The organism is Kitasatospora sp. NPDC090091 (assembly GCF_044747365.1).
Taxonomy (GTDB): Bacteria; Actinomycetota; Actinomycetes; order Streptomycetales; family Streptomycetaceae; genus Kitasatospora.
This window is the reverse complement of sequence record NZ_JBIVDY010000013.1, coordinates 124,541-142,872: the sequence shown is the minus strand read 5'-3', so window position 1 is coordinate 142,872 and position 18,332 is coordinate 124,541. Positions and strand designations below refer to the sequence as shown.

Here is an 18,332-nt window from a genome sequence, read left to right as displayed (position 1 = left end):
CGGGCCTGCCCCGGAGGCAGGCCGTGGGCCGGGCCGGCTCAGCCGGTCCCGACGGCGGGAATGTCGATGGCGTTGCCGGTAGCCCGCACCGAGTCGAGCATGTCCCCGATCACCTGCACCGTCTTTGCCGACGGCTGGTTCAGACAGGCCGACAGCCGGACCACCGTGATGGAGTCGTCCACCTCGATGGTCCGGTGGCCCACCAGTTCACGGGTGCCGCCGCGCAGCGCGCAGGTCTTGTCCAGCCCGGTGTCCCCCGGAGGCAGGACGGTCCCGACCACCTTCTGCCTCTCCGCCCACTCGGTGACGATGGTGATGCTGACCAGGCTGCCGCCCTCGCCCAGAGCGGCGAGCGGCGAGCAGTTCGCTCCCTTGCCGTCGCAGTACACGCCGGGCTCCAGCATCTGATCGGCCGCGTACCCGACGCCGGCGAGTGGCTTGGTGGACGGCTGATACATGGTGGCCCAGCCGGCCGGCAGGCTGATGACCACACTGTCGAGATCGGGGAAGCGGATCGACTGCTCGCTGTAGTAGGCCCCGGGCTTTCCGGAGGCCGGGGCCGTGCCGTCCGGGTCTGCGCCGGTCCGGCCCGAGCCCTCGTCCGGACCCGCGCTGCTGCCGGGGGTCTTGGCCTGGGACGGGGACGGCGACAGGCTGGGGTGGGGCGGGGCCGTGGTGGCCGCGCCGGGTACGCCGGCCGACCCGGGCATTCCGGCGGCTGCCGGTGTGCGGGCCGAGGGCGGCAGGGCGACCTGCGAGTGGCCCGGCGCCAGTGCGGGTGCAGCGGCCAGGGCGGCGGCGACCAGACCCGTGGTCAGCCCTGCGGCCAGGGCCGCGGCTCGCCGCCGGCTGCGGCTTCGGGCGGCCCGCTCGCGGATCCGCTCCATCCGGTCGGCGGGCGCGGGCAGGTCCGGGGCGGCCCGCTGCAGCAGGACGCGCAGCTCGCTCTCCACCTCGGCGTCGCTGCGCTCGTCACCGGGACCGGTCGCGCCACCGTCCGCGTCCCACCTGTTCCGCTCGTCCCACCTGTTCCGCTCGTCCCACTCGCTCCGGCCCCAGCCGGTGTCACGCCGCGTCACGGCGTCCCCCGTCCAGCAGCAGCTCCCGAGCCGGCAGCTTTCCGCGCAGCGCGTTCAGCGCACGGTGCGTGTTGCTCTTGACCGTGCCCGTGGAGCAGCCGAGCGCCTCGGCCGTCTCCTCCACGCTGAGGTCCTCGAAGAAGCGCAGCACCACCACGGCCCGTTGACGGGGCGGCAGCGCCCGGACGGCGGCGGCCAGCACCTGACCGACCACCACGTCCTCGAAGGGGTCGGCATGCGTCGGCGGCTCCGGCAGCTCGCCGTGCGGCAGCTCCCCGTGCCAGCGGCGGCGCCACCAGGACACGTGCGAGTTCACCAGCACCCGCCGGACGTACGCCTCCGGCCGGTCGATGGCGATCTTGTCCCACTTCGGCCAGACCTTGGCCAGCGCCGTCTGCAGCAGGTCCTCGGCCAGGTGCGCGTCTCCGGTCAGCAGCCAGGCCATGCGCAGCAGGCGCGGGCTGCGGGCGGCGACGAACTCCTCGAAGTCCGTGTTCGCTTCCCTCATCGTCCCGTCCCCGCCATGCTGCTCCAGTCGTTCCGGTGGTCTGTTCCGCCCCGGCCGGCCGGGTCGTAGGTGTTGTGTGCGTCGTCGGTGTTGGTCCCACAGCTGCTCAACGCGCTGGGAGCCCGTTCGGGTTGCGCGGCGGCGGGGGGTTTTCCGGAACGAATTCGGCGGGTGTCCGGTGGCGTCCGCGGCGGCCGGTTCGGGGCGGGGGCCGGGGCGGCAGGAGGATGGCGTCCGGGAACGGTGGACGGCCCGCGAGCCGGCCGGGACCAGGCCGGGCGGCGGGCGGGCCGTGGCACCACGATGCGTCCGCCGGTCCGCACCGTCCAGGGGCGCGCGGCGGGCGCCCGGACGCACCGGCCCGGCGCGCCCGGGCGTACGGGCGTACGGGCGTACGGGAACGTGCCGTCGGCTGTCGGGCCCGTCTGGCTGTCGGGCTGTCGGGCCGTCGGGAGCGCGTCCTACAGCGTTCCGGTGCCGCGCGGGGCGGGGGCCGAGCGCCGGGCCGTCGGGTCGACCGGGGCCACCGTCCAGTCCGGGTGACCGGGCATCGGCGGGGTGCGCTCACCGTGCAGCCAGTCGGTGAGGAAGGCGGCGACGTCACCGCCGGAGACCTCCGCGGCGGTCCGGATGTAGTCCGCCGTCGTCGCCGAGCCGCCCCGGTACCGCTGCAGGAAGGTCCGCTCGATCCGGTCGAAGGCCTCCGCCCCGACCCGCTCGCGCAACGCGAACAGCACCAGGGCGCCGCCGGTGTACCGCTGGCTGTCGAAGAGGGTGGCGGCGGTCGGTGCGGCGACCGGGCCGGAGTCGTGCCGCCACTGGTCGCCGGCGGCGTACACGTCGCGCATCCGGTCGGCGAGCGTGGCGAAGCCGGCGGAGTCGGCCCAGCCGCGCTCGTAGCGGTACATCAGGCCGTAGAAGTCGGCGTGGCCCTCGTTCAGCCAGAGGTCCGCCCAGCTGCGCGGCGAGACGCTGTTGCCGAACCACGAGTGCACCAGCTCGTGCATCATGTGCGAGCCGATCCGGTTCTCGGCCTGGCGCAGGAAGTTCGGCTTGTAGAGGGTCAGCGTCTGCGTCTCCAGTCCGGTGAAGTCGAAGGCGGCCGGATCGTCGGTGTCGGCGGGCAGCAGCCCGTAGGTCTCGAACGGGAACGGCCCCAGGTGCTGCTCGGCCCACTCCAGCTGCGCGGGCGTCAGGGCGAGGGCGGACTCCAGGTCGGCGGCGCGCGCCGTCGGGACGACGTCCCGCAGCGGCAGCCCGCCCGGGCCGGTGCGCTCGCGCACGGTGTAGGTGCCGACCGAGACCTGCACCACCTCGGTGGCCACCGGCTCGCGCGAGACGTACCACCGGGTGGTCGTAGGCCCGTCGTCGCCCGCCGCGCCGGTGCCGCCCCCGGCCGCGGTTCCGCCGCTCGACGGACCGCCGTCGTGCCCGGTGGCCGCGAGGTGGCCGGTCGCGACGCCCAGCAGGCCGTCCGGGGCGGTGACGGCGACGGTGAAGCGGGCCTTGTCGCTCGGGTGGTCGTTGCAGGGGAAGACGGTGTGCGCGCCGTCGGGCTGGCCGGCCACCGCGAAGCCGTCCGCCGTCGGCACCCAGCCGGTGTGCGGGAGGTGCGCCCGCGGGTCGGCCGTGTACTCGACCGTCACCTGGAGGACGGCGCCGCGCCGCATGGGCCGGTCCGGGACGACCGTCAGCTTCTCGTCGTGGGTGCGGAACCCGGCCGCCCGCCCGTCGACCCGGACGGCGTGCACGTCCAGCCCCAGTGCGTCCAGCTCCAGGCTCGGCAGTGCGGTCAGCGCGCGGGCCGTCAGCACGGCGGTGGCGTCCACCGTGCGGGTCGCGGGCCGGTAGCGGAAGGCGAGGTCGTAGGCGAGCGCGTCGTACCCCGTGGTGCCGAGCGAGGGGAAGACCGGATCGCCGACGCCCGAGGGCGCCCCGTTCTCGGCGGCGGCCGCGTCCGGCAGCATGGTGGTGCCGAGCAGCACCGCGGCGAGCGCGAGGGCGACGGGGCGGCTGGAACGGAGCCTGAACAGGGTGATCACCGCTTTCGGACATCGAGCACAACGTCGGGCCGCCTGCGACCCGACGCCGCTCCGCGACCATTCGAGCACGGATCGTAGCGGACTGCGCCGACAGTCCGGCCGGCCCCGCGCGACACGCGGGCATCCCCCGGACGGCCGACTGTGGTGGCCGACCGGCTGCGGACTGTCATAACGTTCGAAGTGCTCCGCCCCCTGACGGACGGGGCCACGGCCGTCGGAGAACCTGGCCAGGTCCGGCGGCCGTCCTTTCTGCCCGCGCCCTGCCCGGTCCCGGACTCCGGGCAGGGCCGGTCTCCGCCGCCGCGCCACCGCCCCCGTAGGCTGGTCCGCCGAAGCACCCGGCGCGGCCCGCGCCGGCCGCCCGGACGGCAGGAGCAGCAGACGTGACCGGCACCGCCCCGCACTTCCTGGTGGTCGGCGAATGCGTCGCCGACATCGTCCGCACCGACGGCGCCGCCGACCGCGTCCACCCCGGCGGCAGCCCCGCCAACGTCGCCTACGGGCTGGCCCGGCTCGGCCTGCCGACCGTGCTGCTCACCCAACTCGGCGCCGACGCCAACGGGCGGCTGATCAGGGCGCACCTGGAGTCGGCCGGCGTCACCGTGCTGGCCGAGCCCGCCGAGGGCGGCCGGACGCCCTCGGCCGTGGTCCGGCTCGACGCGGACGGGCACGCGCAGTACGCCTTCGACATCGGCTGGAGTCTGCGCGACCGCCCGGACCGCGAACTCCCCGGCCCGCCCGGCCACGTGCACCTCGGCTCGATCGCCGCGGTCACCGAGCCCGGTGCCTCGGCGGTGCTGGCGCTGGTCGAGCGGCTGCGCGGCCGGGCCGAGGTCAGCTACGACCCCAATGTGCGGTCGGCGCTGATGGGCGGTCACGGGGCGGCCGTCCGGCGGGTGGAGCGCTGTGTGGCGCTCAGCGGCCTGGTCAAGGCCAGCGACGAGGACCTCGCCTGGCTCTACCCCGGGCAGGACGCCGAGGACGTCGCCCGATACTGGCTCGGCCTCGGGCCGGCCGCGGTGGCGGTCACCCGCGGGGCGGCGGGCGCCTTCGCCGTCACGGCGGACGGCCGCCGGGCCGAGGTGCCGGCGCGACAAGTCGCGGTCGCGGACACGGTGGGGGCCGGTGACTCCTTCATGGCCGCCCTGCTCGGCGCCCGCTGGGCCGGCGCGGGCCTGGATCAGGCGCTCGCCCGGGCCGTCACCGCCGCGGCCCTGACCGTCTCCCGCCCCGGCGCCAACCCGCCCGACACTGCCGAACTCCGGGCCGCCCTCTCCGCCGAGGCCGCCGGCCGCGCCTAGGACCGGACAGACCCTAGCGCCGCTCCCGGGGCCCGCCCGGGAAGCGGGCTCAATTGCTCCCGGCCGCCCCGGCGGTGAGGTCCTTGCCGTACCAGATCTGGGCGTACGGGCCGCTGCTGTAGGCCGGTATCTCGCGGTAGCCGTGCCGGGTGTAGAGGGCGCGGGCCTCGACCAGGTCGAGCCGGGTGTCGAGCACGATCCGTTCGGCGCCGAGCTCGCGGGCGGCCGCGTCGACGGCGGCGAGCAGCCGGGCGCCGCCGCCGGTGCCGCGCACCGCGTGCCGGACGAAGACCCGGGTGAGCTCGACGGAGCGGTCGTCCAGGACGCGCAGGCCGGCGCAGGACTGCGGTTCGCCGTCGTAGCGGCCGAGAAGGAAGGCGCCGGTGGGCCCGGCGAGGTCGTCGCTGGGGGAGTCGGCCAGTCCGGTCTCGATCTCCTCCGGGGTGCCCTCGCGGCCGAGGTGGAGGCGGTAGTACCGGTTGGCGACGTCGGTGTAGTACTCACGCAGCAGCGCCGCCGCCTCGGGGGAGCCGACATCGGCCCGGGAGACGGTCCAGAGACCGGTGGCGGTGTGCGGCGTGCTGATCGTCATGCGCGCATTGTCGACGACCGCCCCGGCCGGTGGCGAACGAATATTCGGACCGGCCGCCCCTTGGGGCGCGCGAGCCGCGAATCGCGCGGGGTCGAGAGGGTGGTTGCGCCGGGCGGGTGACGTGGGGATTGGGCGGCAGGTGTGTCGGGGGAGCACTGCTCCATGGACAGACCATCAGCTAATCGTATTTATGGGGGGTCGAGGGGGCGTCCGCAGCCGGGCCGTACGGCCCGTAGCGCCGGGGCCGGAGTGGTCGCGGTGATCTGCCTGTCGGTCACGGTGGCCGGGTGTACCGCACCCGTCGGCCCGGGCGGGCCGTCCGCGGGGCCCGGCGCCAGTGCCGCCCCGGCCGGGGGTGCGACGGAGGCCGGGGCGGGTGCCGGGCAGGCGGCCGACCGGGGCGCGCCCAGGCCGCCGGCCGTGCCGCTGACCCTGCCGGGCCTGGCCCGGGCCGAGGAGGAGAGCCGCAGCGAGGCGGTGGCCCGTCAGCAGGCGGCCGTCCGGGCCGGGCTGGCGACGGCGCGCCGGTGGGGGCTGGAACGGCTGCCCGAGCAGGCGCCGCAGCGGCCGGCGGTCCGGCCGGAGCTGAAGGCGGCGCAGGGCGTGAAGCTCGCGCCCGGGCGGCCCCCGGTGGTGTACCGCGTCCCGACCGACCAGAAGATCGTCTTCCTGACCGTCGACGACGGGGCGGAGAAGGACCCGGAGTTCTCCCGGATGGCCGCCGAGCTGGGCGTCCCGCTCAGCGTGTTCGTCGCCGACTACCTGGCCCGCGAGGACTACGGCTACTTCCGCCGGCTCGCCGCCCAGGGCGACATGGTGAACAACCACACCATCAACCACCGGGACCTCAGGCTGCTCGGCTACGAGCAGCAACGCGACGAGATCTGCCGGCAGCAGGACCAGCTGGAGCGGCAGATCGGCGTCCGGCCGCGGCTGTTCCGGCCACCGTACGGCGAGTACACCGACGACACCCTGCGGGCCGCCGCCTCCTGCGGCATCGAGGCGGTGCCGCTCTGGAACGAGGAGGCCTTCCCCGACCGGATGGAGTACCGCTACGACGACCAGCGGCTGCACCCGGGGGACATCATCCTCACCCACTTCCGCGGCACCTCCCTGTGGAACGGCACCATGACCGACCTGCTCCGCAGGGTGGTGAAGGTGGTCGGCGCGCAGGGCTTCACCCTCGCGCGGCTCGACGACTACCTGTAGGGCCCCCGCGCAGTCCCCCGGCCCCCGCGGAGCCCCCGGCCCCCGGACCCCGTGGCCCGCGCCCCGCCCGGGCCGCCCGGTATCAGCCGAAGGAGAGCGCGTCGACGTAGACCCAGGCGCCCTCGTACCGGACGAAGCGGCTGTGCTCGGTGAGCACGCCCTCCTCCCGCCCCTCGGTGTAGTGCGCGCGGAAGGCGACCGTGCCCTCGGCGTGGAACGCGCCGCCCTCCGTGGTGGAGAGCACCTCCAGCCCGGTCCAGCGCAGGGCCGGGTCGAGGTCGACCGCGTCCGGCCGGGTGTCGGGGTGCCAGCTGCGCAGCAGGTAGGCCTCGTCGTGGGCGACGAACGCGCTGTAGCGCGAGCGCATCAGGGCCTCGGCGGTCGGCGCGGCGGCCTGGCCCCGGTGGTAGCGGCCGCAGCAGTCGCCGTAGGCGGCGGGCAGGCCGCACGGGCAGGGCGAGGACGGCAGCAGCCGGGGTGCGGGGGCGGCGGCGCGGGGTGTGGAGCGGCGTCGGGACATGGCGTCCATTCTGGCGCGTCCGCGGAGCGCTGTCCGCCGGGGGTGGCGGAGGTGCCGCGGGGGCGGTCCCGTCCGGTGCCGGAACGCCCCTGTGGGGCCGGACCCCGGACCGCCCCGGACCGCCCTGCCCCGCCTCAAGAGAAAGTAAAAGGGCAGGTCAAAGCCTTGTGTGCACGGAGTGCCCACAAGGTGCGCACACCTGCTGCCGACGGCGCGTCAGGTGGCCCGCCAAGAAGGTAGCGGTACCGGGCCCGGATGTCAGGGGGATCTGACAATCCGGCAAAATCGTCAACGAACCGTCACCCCTCCGCGGCGCTGCGTGAGGGCCGGAAAGCGATCTTTCCGGCATATCGAACGAGTGTGGGACTTGTGCTGGTCATCCGGAGATCTTTACCCCACCATCTCCGGTGGCACACCGCCCGAATCCGGCCGACCACAAGTCGGCGCAGGGCCATCCCTCAGGAGAGTTGATGAGTTCGACGGGACATCCGCCGCTCGATCCGACCGATTCGCTGGCCGCACTGTTCGACGCCCAGGTCAGACGCACCCCGCAGGCCACCGCCGTGATCGACGGCGAGCGGCGCCTGACCTACCGTGAACTGGCCATCGAAGCCGATGCGTTGGCCGGCAGACTGGCCGGATCCGGCGTACGCGCCGAGACCCTCGTCGGGGTCTGCCTACCGCGATCGGCGGACCTCGTGGTCACCCTGCTGGCGGTGCTGCGCGCCGGCGGCGCGTACGTACCGCTGGACCCGGCGTACCCGCAGGACCGGCTGGAGCTGGTGATCGGCGACGCGCAGGCGCCCGTCGTGGTCACCGACCGCGCGCACGAGCACCTGCTGGCCGGCGCCGGCGCCACCCTGCTCCACACCGACGGCGACGGCCCCGCCGCGCCCCTCCCGCCCCTCGCCCCGGCCACCGGCAGCCCGGCCGCCGGGACCGACGTCCTCGCCTACGTGCTCTACACCTCCGGCTCCACCGGCCGGCCCAAGGGCGTCTCGGTCACCCAGCGCGGCGTCAACGCCATGCTCCGCTGGGCCGCGAACACCTACACCCCGGCCGACGTGGCCGGCGTGCTCTTCGGCACCTCGGTCTGCTTCGACATCTCGGTCTACGAGCTCTTCTTCCCGCTCGCCGTCGGCGGCACGATCGTGGTGGCGGAGAACGTGCTCGCCCTGCCCGACCTGCCGGCCCGCGACGAGGTGACGCTGGTCAACACCGTGCCGAGCGCCATGGCGGCGTTACTGCGCGGCGGCGGCCTGCCCGGCGGCGGGGGTCTGCCGGGCAGCGTACGCGTCGTCAACCTGGCGGGCGAGGCGCTGCCGCGCCACCTGGCCGACCAGGTCCACGCCCAGCCGCAGGTCGAGCGCCTGTACAACCTGTACGGACCGACCGAGGACACCGTCTACTCCACCTGGTCGCTGGTCGGCCGGAACGAGTCCGGCGAGCCCGTCATCGGCCGCCCGCTCGACGGCACCACCGGCCACGTGCTCGACGAGCAGCGGATCGCCGTGCCGGACGGCGGCATCGGCGAGCTCTACCTCGCCGGCGAGGGCCTGGCGCGCGGCTACCACGGCCGCCCCGACCTCACCGAGGAACGCTTCGTCACCGTCGGCGGCGAGCGCTGCTACCGCACCGGGGACCTCGTCCGCCGGCTGCCGAGCGGCGACCTGGAGTACCACGGCCGCGTCGACCACCAGGTGAAGGTGCGCGGCTTCCGGGTCGAACTCGGCGAGATCGAGGCCGTTCTCGCCGCCCACCCCGCCGTCGAGGCGGCCGCCGCCGTCGTCCAGCGCGACGCGACGGGCGACTACCTGGCCGCCTTCGTCCAGCCCGCGGCCGGCGGCGCCGAACCGGCCGCCGCCGAGCTGCGCGCCCACTGCGCCGCCTCGCTGCCCGGCTACATGGTGCCGCTCGCCGTCGCGGTGCTCGACCGGATGCCGCTCACGCCCAACGGCAAGACCGACCGCAAGGCCCTGCCGCCGGTGGCCCGCGGCCGGGGCGGCCAGGAGGTGTTCACCGCCCCCCGCACGCCCGTCGAGGCCCGGATCGCCGGACTCTGGCAGCAACTCCTCGGCGTCCCCGCGGTCGGCGTGCACGACGTCTTCCTCGACCTGGGCGGCCACTCGCTGCTCGCCGCCGGCCTGCTGGCCCGGATCGAGCGCGAGTTCGGCACCCGCGTCCCGCTCGCCGAGTTCTTCGCCGCGCCGACCGTCGCCGCGCTGGCCGTCCGGGTCGCCAACGGCGGCGGCGGACGCCCCTCCGTCGCACCGCCCGAGCGCGCCGCCGCCCTGCCCGCCCGCCCCACCGCGTTCCAGCGCGAGCTCTGGCTGCACGAGTCCGTCCAGCCCGGCTCCGCGCTCTACAACGTGCCGCTGCGGGTGCGCGCCACCGGCGACCTCGACCTCGACGCGCTCGGCCGCGCCCTGACCGAGGTGGTCCGCCGGCACGAGGTGCTGCGCACTGCATTCACCGGCCGCGACGGCGAGCCGGTCGCCGAGGTCCGCCCGCCCTACCCGGTCGACGTGCCGCTGCGCGACCTCACCGGCGCGGGGGAGGAGGAGCTCGACGCCGCGCTGCGCGCCGAGGCCGCCCGCCCGCTCGACCCGGCCACGGGACGCCTGCTGCGCGCCCTCGCCCTGCGCACCGGAGACGGCCGGCACGAGCTGCTGCTCACCGTCCACCACGCCGCGATGGACGGCTGGGCGGCCGGGCTGCTCCTCGCCGAGCTGGGCCGCGCCTACCGGGACGGCGAGCTCGCCGAGCCCGCACTGCAGGTCTCCGACGTCGCCCGCTGGGAGGAGCGCGCCCACGCCGCCGCCCGCGAGGACGCGCTGCGCTGGGGCGGGCGGCTGGTCGGCCTGGACGCCGACCAGCACCTGCCCGGCGACCGCCCGCACCCCGACCCGCAGGACACCGCCGGCCGCCGGACCGCCCGCCGGCTCGACGCCGAACTGGTCCGCTCGGCCGAGCGCTGGGCCGCGCAGGAGGGCGCCAGCCTCTACATGGCGGTGCTCGCCGCGCTCGGCGGCGTGCTGCACCGCTACACCGGGCGCACCGACCTGGCCCTGCTCAGCCCCTTCGCCGTCCGGCCTGTGCCGGAGCTTGAGCAGGTGCTCGGCTCGCTGATCAACACCGTCGCGCTCCGCTTCGACGCCGACGGCACCGACACCTTCCGCGGCCTGGTCGCCAAGGTCCGCCCGGTGGTGCTGGAGGCCGCCGAGCACAGCGGCTTCCCCTTCCTGGAGCACGCCCGCCGGTTCGGCGGCACGGCCGGGCTGACCGCCTCGCCGATCGCCCAGGTGCTGCTCGCCGTCCAGAACCACCCCGTCCCGGGCATCGAACTCCCGGGCCTCAGCCTGCAGTTCGTCGCCGAGGTCTGCAACGGCACGGCCAAGACCGACCTCTCGCTGTTCCTGGAGTTCCCGCCCGAGGGCCCGCTGCTCTCCGCCGAGTACCGCACCTCGCGCTACGACGAGCGCTCGGTGCACGCCGCGCTCGACCACCTGGTGACGCTGCTCGCCGCCGCGGTGGCCGAACCCGACCGGCCGATCGGCGAGTTGGCGATGCTCTCGGCCGCCGACCTGGCCCTCGCCGAGACCGGCCGGCGCGCCGCCACCCCCGTGCCCGGTCTGCAGCTGCACGAGCTGGTCGCCGCCCAGGCGGCCCGCAGCCCCGAGGCGGTCGCCGTCTCCGCGGCCGACGGCGTCCTCGACTACGCCGGCCTGGACGCCGCCGCGAACCGGCTCGCACACCTGCTGGCCGCCCGCGGAGCCGGGCCCGGCACGCTGGTCGCGGTCGCCGTCCGGCGCGGCCGGCTGCTGCCCGCCGCCCTGCTCGGCGTGCTGCGCAGCGGCGCCGCCTATCTGCCGCTCGACGTCGACCAGCCGCTCGGCCGCAACCGCGGGGTGCTGGACGACGCCGGTGCCACCCTGCTGGTCGCCGAGCGGGCCACCGCCGGAGACTCGCTGCTCGACGGCCGGACCGCCGTCCTGGTCGACGGCCCGGAGGCGGCCGCCGCGCCGCCGACCGCGCCGGCCCCGCCCGCCGCGGTCGGCCCGGAGGACCCGGCCTACCTGCTCTACACCTCCGGCTCCACCGGCCGCCCCAAGGGCGTGGCCGTCCCGCACCGGGCGATCGTCAACTTCCTCACCTCGATGGGCCGCGAACCGGGCCTCACCGAGAAGGACGTGATGGCCGCGGTCACCACCGTCACCTTCGACATCGCCGGCCTGGAGCTCTGGCTGCCGCTGGTCACCGGCGCCCGGGTGGAGATCGCCGACCGCGCCACCGCCACCGACGGCCGCGCGCTGGCCGACTGGCTGGAGCGGCGCGGCGTCACCCACCTCCAGGCCACCCCCGCCACCTGGCGCATGCTGCTGGAGGCCGACTGGCCCGGCCGCCCCGGCCTGACCGCGCTCTGCGGTGGCGAGGCGCTCACCGCCGACCTCGCCGAGGCGCTGCTCAAGCGCACCGACGCGCTGTGGAACCTCTACGGCCCGACCGAGACCACGGTCTGGTCCACCGTCCAGCGGGTCACTCCCGAACTGGCTGCCCACGGCGGGGTGGTGGCGCTCGGGGCACCCGTCGACAACACCCGGCTGCACCTGCTGGACGCCGGCGGCCGGCCGGTGCCGGTCAACGGCATCGGCGAGCTCTGCATCGCCGGCGCCGGCGTCGCGCTCGGCTACCACGGCCGGCCCGACCTCACCGCCGAACGGTTCACCGCCGAACCCGGCGGTCCCGCGGGCGCACCGATGTACCGCACCGGGGACCTCGCCTGCCGCCGCGCCGACGGCCGGCTGGAGTACCACGGCCGTACCGACGCCCAGGTCAAGCTGCGCGGATTCCGGATCGAGCTCGGCGAGGTCGAGGCCGCGCTCACCGCCGTCCCCGGTGTCGGCGCGGGCGCCGCCCGGCTCACCGACACCCCGGCCGGGCCGGTGCTGGCCGGCTACGCCGTCACCGACGGCACGCTCACCGAGGAGGCGCTGCGCGCCGCCCTGGTCGGCCGGCTGCCGGACTACATGGTCCCGGCCGCACTCGTGCTGCTCGACGCGCTGCCGCTGACGCCCGCCGGCAAGGTGGACCGCGCCGCGCTGCCCGCGCCGGTCCTCGGCGGCGCCGGGGCACCGCCCGAGGGGGACTGCGAGGAACTGCTCGCCGACCTCTGGCAGGAGGTGCTCGGCGTCCCGGCGGTCTCCCGGCACGACGACTTCTTCGCACTCGGCGGCCACTCGCTGCTCGCCACCCGGCTGGCCGCACGGGTGCGTGACACCTTCGAGATCGACCTGCAGCTGCGCACCGTCTTCGAGGTCCGCACCCTGGCCGCGATGGCGCGCCGGATAGAGGACCAGCTGCTCGACGACCTCGACGGACTCGACGGACTCGAAGAACTGGACGAGCTCGACGGCCCGGACGCCGCCGGCGCGTTCGCGGACGACACGGACGACACGGACGCCGGCACCGGCGCCCGCACGGGGGAGAACGCATGACCGACCAGAACACCGCGGGGGCCCGCCCGGCCGTCCCGCTCGACCCGGACGCCAGACGGCAGGAACTGCTCCGCCGCCGGCTGGCCAAGGCCAGGGCCGCCAAGGACGGCCGGCAGACCGGCACCGCCCCCGCCCGGGGCGGCGTCCCGCGCCGGCCCGAGGGCGCCCCGGTGCTGCTCTCCTCGGCCCAGCGCCGGATGTGGTTCCTGGCCCAGTACGAGCCCGACAGCGCCGCCTACCACATCCCGCTCGCCCTCCACCTCGACGGCGAGCCCGACACCGCCGCCCTCGGCGCGGCCCTGGCCGACGTGCTGGCGCGGCACGACGTCCTGCGCACCGTCTACCGCACCGTCGACGGCGACGTCCGCCCCGAACTGCTGGACGCCGCCGGCGCCGTCCTCACCACCGCCGACGTGCCCGCCGGCGAGGTGGAGCAGCGGCTCGCCGAGGAGGCCCGGCGGCCGTTCGACCTCGCCGCCGACCTGCCGGTGCGCGCCGCCCTGCTGCGCACCGGCGGGAGCAGCGTGCTCAGCCTGGTGCTGCACCACATCGCCGCGGACGGCTGGTCGATCGGCGTTCTCTTCGCCGACCTCGCCACCGCCTACGCGGCGCGGCTGGAGGGCCGTGCGCCCGCCTTCGACCCGCTGCCGGTCCAGTACGCCGACGTCGCGCACTGGCAACAGACCGGCCTGGCCGAGGAGCTGGCGCGTCAGGAGGCCTGGTGGCGGGAGCGGCTGAGCGGCGCCACCGCCACCGTCACCGTGCCCACCGACCGGCCCCGGCCGGCGGTGGCCGACACCCGCGGCGAGCGGATCACCGCCGACTTCGGCGCCGAGCGCAGCGCCCGGGTGCGCTCGCTCGCCGAGCGCACCGGCAGCACCACGTACATGGTGCTGCTGGCGGCGCTGCAGACCGTGCTCTCCCGCTACACCGGCACCGAGGACGTGGTGGTCGGCACCCCGGTGGCCGGGCGCACCCGCAGCGAGACCGAGCCGCTGGTCGGCTGCTTCGTCAACACCCTCGCGATGCGTACCGACCTCTCCGGCGACCCGACCGTCCGGCAGCTGCTGGAGCGGGTCCGTGAGGGGACGCTCGGCGCGTTCGGCCACCAGGACCTGCCGTTCGAGCGGCTGGTCGACGCCCTGGGCCTGGAGCGCGAGCTCGCGCACACCCCGCTCTTCCAGGTCATGCTCAACGTCCACAACCAGGCCGAGGCCACCGTCGAACTGCCCGGCCTGACGGCCGACTGGCGGCCCGTCGGCACCGACACCGCCAAGTTCGACCTCTCGGTGGCCGTCGTCGACCAGGGCGGCGACCTCACCGCCGACCTGGTCTGGCGCAGCGAGCTGTACGACGAGGCGACCGTCCGCCGCGTCTTCGGCCACCTCACCACGGTGCTCGACGCGATGGCCGCGGACCTCGACCGCCCGCTCGCCGAACTGCCCCTGCTCACACCCGCCGAGGAGCGTCTGCTCACCGAGTGGGACGACACCGTGCGCGGCTGGGACCTCGGCGAGACCCTGCACGGCCTGGTCGAGGAGCAGGCCCGGCGCACCCCCGACGCGCCGGCCGTCCGCGGGGCCGACGGCGTGCTCGACTACGCCGGGCTCGACGGCCGCGCCAATGCGCTGGCGCTGCGGCTGCGCGCGCTCGGGGTCGGCCCGGACCGCCCGGTCGGCCTGCTGATGGAGCGCTCGGCCGCGCTGGTCGTCGGCATGCTCGGCATCCTCAAGGCCGGCGGCGCCTACCTGCCGCTCGACCCGGTCTACCCGGACGAGCGGATCCGCGCCCTGCTGGCCTCCGCCGGGGCCGCCGCGGTGGTCACCACCGCGGACCTCGCGGGCCGGCTCGACGCCGCCACCCCGGTGGTCGTCCCGGACGGCTCGACCGCCGCGCACGGCCCCGAGGTGGACGTCCGCCCCGAGCACCTCTGCTACCTGATCTTCACCTCCGGCTCCACCGGCGCGCCCAAGGGCGTCGCCGTCGAGCACCGCAACTACCGCAACTACCTGCACGGCCTGCGCGAGCGGATCGGCGGCGACCAGCAGGGCTGGAACTGGGCGCTGGTCTCCACCTTCGCCGCCGACCTCGGCACCACCAACGTGTTCGGCGCGCTCACCGGCGGCGGCTGCCTGCACCTGCTCACCCGTGACCAGGCGACCGACCCGGAGGCCTTCGCCGCCTACGCGGCCGAGCACCGGATCGACGCCATGAAGCTGGTCCCCAGCCACCTGGAGGGCCTCGCCGCGCACGGCGGCGGCCTCGGCGGGATCCTGCCCGGCCGGCTGCTGATCTGCGCCGGCGAGGCGCTCCGGCCGGACCTGGTCGCCCGGATCCGGACCGCCCGGCCGGACCTGCTGCTGCACAACCACTACGGGCCGACCGAGACCACCGTCTCCATGCTCGGCGCCCCCGTCCCGGCCGACCTCGGGGACGCGGCCACCGCGCCGCTCGGCCGGCCCTTCGGCAACGTCGGCGCGCACGTCCTGGACGCCCGGCAGCGGCCCGTCCCGGTGGGCGTCCCCGGCGAGCTGTACGTCTCCGGCGGCGGCGTCGCCCGCGGCTACCTCGGCCGCGACGACCTCACCGCCGAGCGCTTCACCCAGGTGCGCGGCCGGCGCTGCTACCGCACCGGCGACCTGGTCCGGCGGCGCCCGGACGGCGCGGTCGAGTTCCTCGGCCGGGTCGACCACCAGGTCAAGATCCGCGGCTTCCGGGTCGAGATCGGCGAGGTCGAGGCCGAGCTGACCGGCCGCCCCGAGGTGCGCGAGGCCGTGGTGGTGGCCCGCGGCGAGGGCGCCGCCCGCAACCTGGTCGGCTACCTGGTGCCCGCCGACCCGGCCGCCGCCCCCGAACCGGGCGAGCTGCGCGCCGCGCTGCGCAGCCGACTGCCCGACTACATGGTGCCGGCCGCCCTGGTCGTCCTGGACGCCCTGCCGCTGAACGCCAACGGCAAGGTCGACCGGGCCGCCCTGCCGGAGCCGGTCGCCGTCCAACCCGTCTCGGGTGGCGGCGAATTGGCCACGGAGACCGAGCACGAGGTGGCCGCCGCGTACCGGAGCGTCCTGGTCGCCGACGAGATCGGCGCCGCGGACGACTTCTTCGCGCTCGGCGGCGACTCCTTCTCCGCCGTGCACGCCGTCCGCCTGATCGGTCGCGGCCTCTCGGTGATCGACCTGTTCCAGCATCCCACCGTCCGCGAACTCGCCGCGCTGCTCGACGCCCGGGCCGGCGGCACCGCGGACGAGGGCCCGCGCACCCTGCTGCACAAGCTCACCCGCGGCAACGCGCCCGCCGGGCTGAACGTCGTCTGCGTGCCCTACGGCGGCGGCAGCCCGATCACCTTCCAGCCGCTCGCCGACGCCCTGCCGGCCGGCCACCGGCTCTACGCCGTCGAGCTGCCCGGCCACGACCCGAGCCGACCCGACGACGAGCTCACCGAACTCGACGCTCTGGCCGACCGGTTGACCGAGCAGATCACCGAACGCGTCGACGGCCCGGTGCTGCTCTACGGCCACTGCCTCGGCGGTGCGCTCGCCACCGCGCTCGGCTCCCGGCTGGAGGCGGCCGGCGTCGAGCTGCGCGGCGTCGCCCTCGGCGGGACGTTCCCCGCGGCCCGGCTGCCCGGCCGGTTCGCCGAGTGGATGGCCAAGCGGCTGCCCGGCGACCGGATGCTCTCCAACCGCTCCTACCTCGACTACCTTCGCGCCATGGGCGGCTTCACCGACGTCTACGACCAGGCCGAGCAGGACTTCCTGGTCCGGGCGCTGCGCCACGACGTGCGGCAGGCCGAGGAGTTCTACACCCGCGCCTACGGGGACGGGCGGCCGGCGCCGATCGCGGCGCCGATCCTGTGCGTCGTCGGCGAGAAGGACCGCGCGACCCAGCTCTACGAGGAGCGGTACGCCGAGTGGGAGCACTTCGGCGACACCGTCGACCTGGCCGTGATCCCGCGCGCCGGGCACTACTTCCTCAAACACCAGGCCGACGAACTCGCCCGCGTCATCTCCGAGTTCGGCGCCACCGGCGCGGTGGCCGAGCAGGTCGCGGCCAAGCGCCCGGCCGCCCGGGCCGACCTCTCCACGTTCGCCAAGGTGGCGATCGGGCAGTTCGTCTCGATGATCGGCACCAGCCTCTCCACCTTCGCGCTGGGCGTCTGGGTCTACCAACAGACCGGCTCCGCCTTCGACTTCGCGATGATCTCGGTGGTGGCGGTGCTGCCGGCCGTCCTCCTGCTGCCGATCGCGGGCGCGCTGGCCGACCGCGTCGACCGGCGCAAGATCATGATTGTCACCGACACCGTGGCGGCCGCCGCCATGCTCTCGCTCGGGCTGCTGCTCTGGGCCGACCTGCTGGAGGTCTGGCACATCTACGTGGTGGCCTGCATCGGCGCGGTCTGCTCGGCCTTCCAACGCCCCGCCTACCTCGCGGCGATCACCCAGCTCGTCCCCAAGCGGTACCTGGGCCAGGCCAACGGACTGGCCCAACTCGGCACCGGCGCGGGCGACATGATGGCCGTCCTGGCCGGCGGCGTGCTGGTCTCGCTGATCGGCCTGCACGGTGTGGTGCTCTTCGACATGGCGACCTTCCTCACCGGCGTCACCTGCCTGCTGCTGGTGCGCTTCCCGGACGCGATGTTCGACAAGCAGGAGGAGCCGCTGCTGCGCGAGGTCGTCACCGGCTGGCGCTACATCGTGCGCCGGCACAGCCTGGTGGCGATGGTGGTCTTCTTCGTCGTCTTCAACTACCTGTTCGCGGTGGCCACCGTGCTGATCACCCCGATGGTGCTGGCCGGCGGATCCGCCGTCCAGCTCGGCGTGATCACCGCGGTGGGCGGGGTCGGCGCGATGACCGGCGCGCTGGTGATGGCCCTGTGGGGCGGCACCCGGCGGCGTGCCATCGGCATGATCGGCTTCACCTCGGTGGTCGGCCTGGCGGCCGTCGTGGCCGGGAGCCGGCCACAGGCCGCGCTCACGGCCTGCGGGCTCTTCGTCCTCTGGGGCGCGCTGATGATCCTCAACTCGCACTGGATGGCGCTGATCCAGACCAAGGTCGGGATGGAGCTGCAGGGTCGCGTCCTGGCCACCAACCAGATGCTCGCCATGTCGATGATGCCGCTCGGCTTCCTCACCGCCGGGCCGCTCTCCGACCACGTCTTCGAGCCGCTGATGCGCCCCGGCGGCGCGCTCGCCGACTCGGTCGGCATGGTCCTCGGCACCGGTCCGGGCCGCGGGGCCGGCCTGCTGCTGGTCCTGGTCGGCCTCGTGCTGGCGGTCTGGGGCCTGCTCGGCCTCGCCTACCGCCCGCTGCGCCTGATCGAGGACCTGCTGCCGGACGCCCTGCCGGACGCCGAGATCGGCGACAAGGACGCCATCCAGGCCGAGGCCGACCGCCGGCTGGCCCTCGCCGAGGCCGCCCGCTCGGGCGGTGCGGACGCCGTGGTGCCCGGCGCCCGCCCTGCTCCCGCCGCGGACCGGTCCGAGAACCGCGTCCCCGCCGGCGCCGGCCGGTAGCCCGTCCCGCCCCGCTGCCCGACGCCGGGCAGCGGGGCGGGCCGCCACCCGGCCGGGTGACCGTGGGTGACCG

The 18,332-nt window shown here is 75.6% G+C and carries 9 protein-coding genes; 4 read left to right on the top strand and 5 right to left on the bottom strand.

The features are described from left to right. Window positions 1–38 precede the first annotated feature (38 nt). The 3 genes from ACIPSC_RS23445 to ACIPSC_RS23435 all read right to left on the bottom strand — a co-directional run bounded on the left by ACIPSC_RS23445 (window position 39) and on the right by ACIPSC_RS23435 (window position 3,554). The gene (locus ACIPSC_RS23445; protein ID WP_400828038.1) at window positions 39–1,079 is read right to left on the bottom strand and encodes a hypothetical protein; all 1,041 of its coding nucleotides are present in this window, start codon (window positions 1,077–1,079) and stop codon (window positions 39–41) included. Continuing rightward, the gene (locus tag ACIPSC_RS23440) at window positions 1,066–1,587 is read right to left on the bottom strand and encodes a SigE family RNA polymerase sigma factor (RefSeq protein WP_238859173.1); all 522 of its coding nucleotides are present in this window, start codon (window positions 1,585–1,587) and stop codon (window positions 1,066–1,068) included. The genes ACIPSC_RS23445 and ACIPSC_RS23440 overlap by 14 nt, the downstream gene beginning before the upstream one ends. A gap of 461 nt (window positions 1,588–2,048) precedes the next feature. After that, window positions 2,049–3,554 carry a M1 family metallopeptidase gene (locus ACIPSC_RS23435; protein ID WP_400828129.1) on the bottom strand — a complete coding sequence of 502 codons (1,506 nt, stop codon included), beginning with the start codon at window positions 3,552–3,554 and terminating at the stop codon, window positions 2,049–2,051. A 458-nt stretch (window positions 3,555–4,012) separates the two neighbouring features. Here ACIPSC_RS23435 and ACIPSC_RS23430 point away from each other — a divergent pair, with 458 nt between their 5' ends. Beyond that, a complete protein-coding gene (locus ACIPSC_RS23430; RefSeq protein ID WP_400828037.1) occupies window positions 4,013–4,930 on the top strand; it encodes a carbohydrate kinase in 918 nt (305 codons plus the stop codon). 49 nt (window positions 4,931–4,979) lie between these two features. Here ACIPSC_RS23430 and ACIPSC_RS23425 read toward each other — a convergent pair whose 3' ends face one another. Then, a complete protein-coding gene (locus ACIPSC_RS23425) occupies window positions 4,980–5,522 on the bottom strand; it encodes a GNAT family N-acetyltransferase (protein ID WP_400828036.1) in 543 nt (180 codons plus the stop codon). Between the two features lie 420 nt (window positions 5,523–5,942). On the opposite strand from ACIPSC_RS23425, the gene ACIPSC_RS23420 reads away from it, so the two are divergent. After that, the gene (locus tag ACIPSC_RS23420; RefSeq protein WP_400828035.1) at window positions 5,943–6,731 is read left to right on the top strand and encodes a polysaccharide deacetylase family protein; all 789 of its coding nucleotides are present in this window, start codon (window positions 5,943–5,945) and stop codon (window positions 6,729–6,731) included. Between the two features lie 82 nt (window positions 6,732–6,813). Here ACIPSC_RS23420 and ACIPSC_RS23415 read toward each other — a convergent pair whose 3' ends face one another. Then, complete coding sequence (locus ACIPSC_RS23415; RefSeq protein ID WP_400828034.1) at window positions 6,814–7,251, bottom strand: YchJ family protein; 438 nt, start codon at window positions 7,249–7,251, stop codon at window positions 6,814–6,816. A gap of 470 nt (window positions 7,252–7,721) precedes the next feature. On the opposite strand from ACIPSC_RS23415, the gene ACIPSC_RS23410 reads away from it, so the two are divergent. Together ACIPSC_RS23410 and ACIPSC_RS23405 are read left to right on the top strand one after the other, a co-directional pair. Then, window positions 7,722–12,746, top strand: coding sequence for an amino acid adenylation domain-containing protein (locus ACIPSC_RS23410; protein ID WP_400828033.1), 5,025 nt, complete (start codon window positions 7,722–7,724; stop codon window positions 12,744–12,746). Then, on the top strand, window positions 12,743–18,259 hold the full coding sequence (locus ACIPSC_RS23405) for an amino acid adenylation domain-containing protein (protein WP_400828032.1): 5,517 nt from the start codon (window positions 12,743–12,745) through the stop codon (window positions 18,257–18,259). Before ACIPSC_RS23410 ends, ACIPSC_RS23405 begins: the two co-directional genes overlap by 4 nt. The last annotated feature ends 73 nt before the right edge of the window (window positions 18,260–18,332 follow it).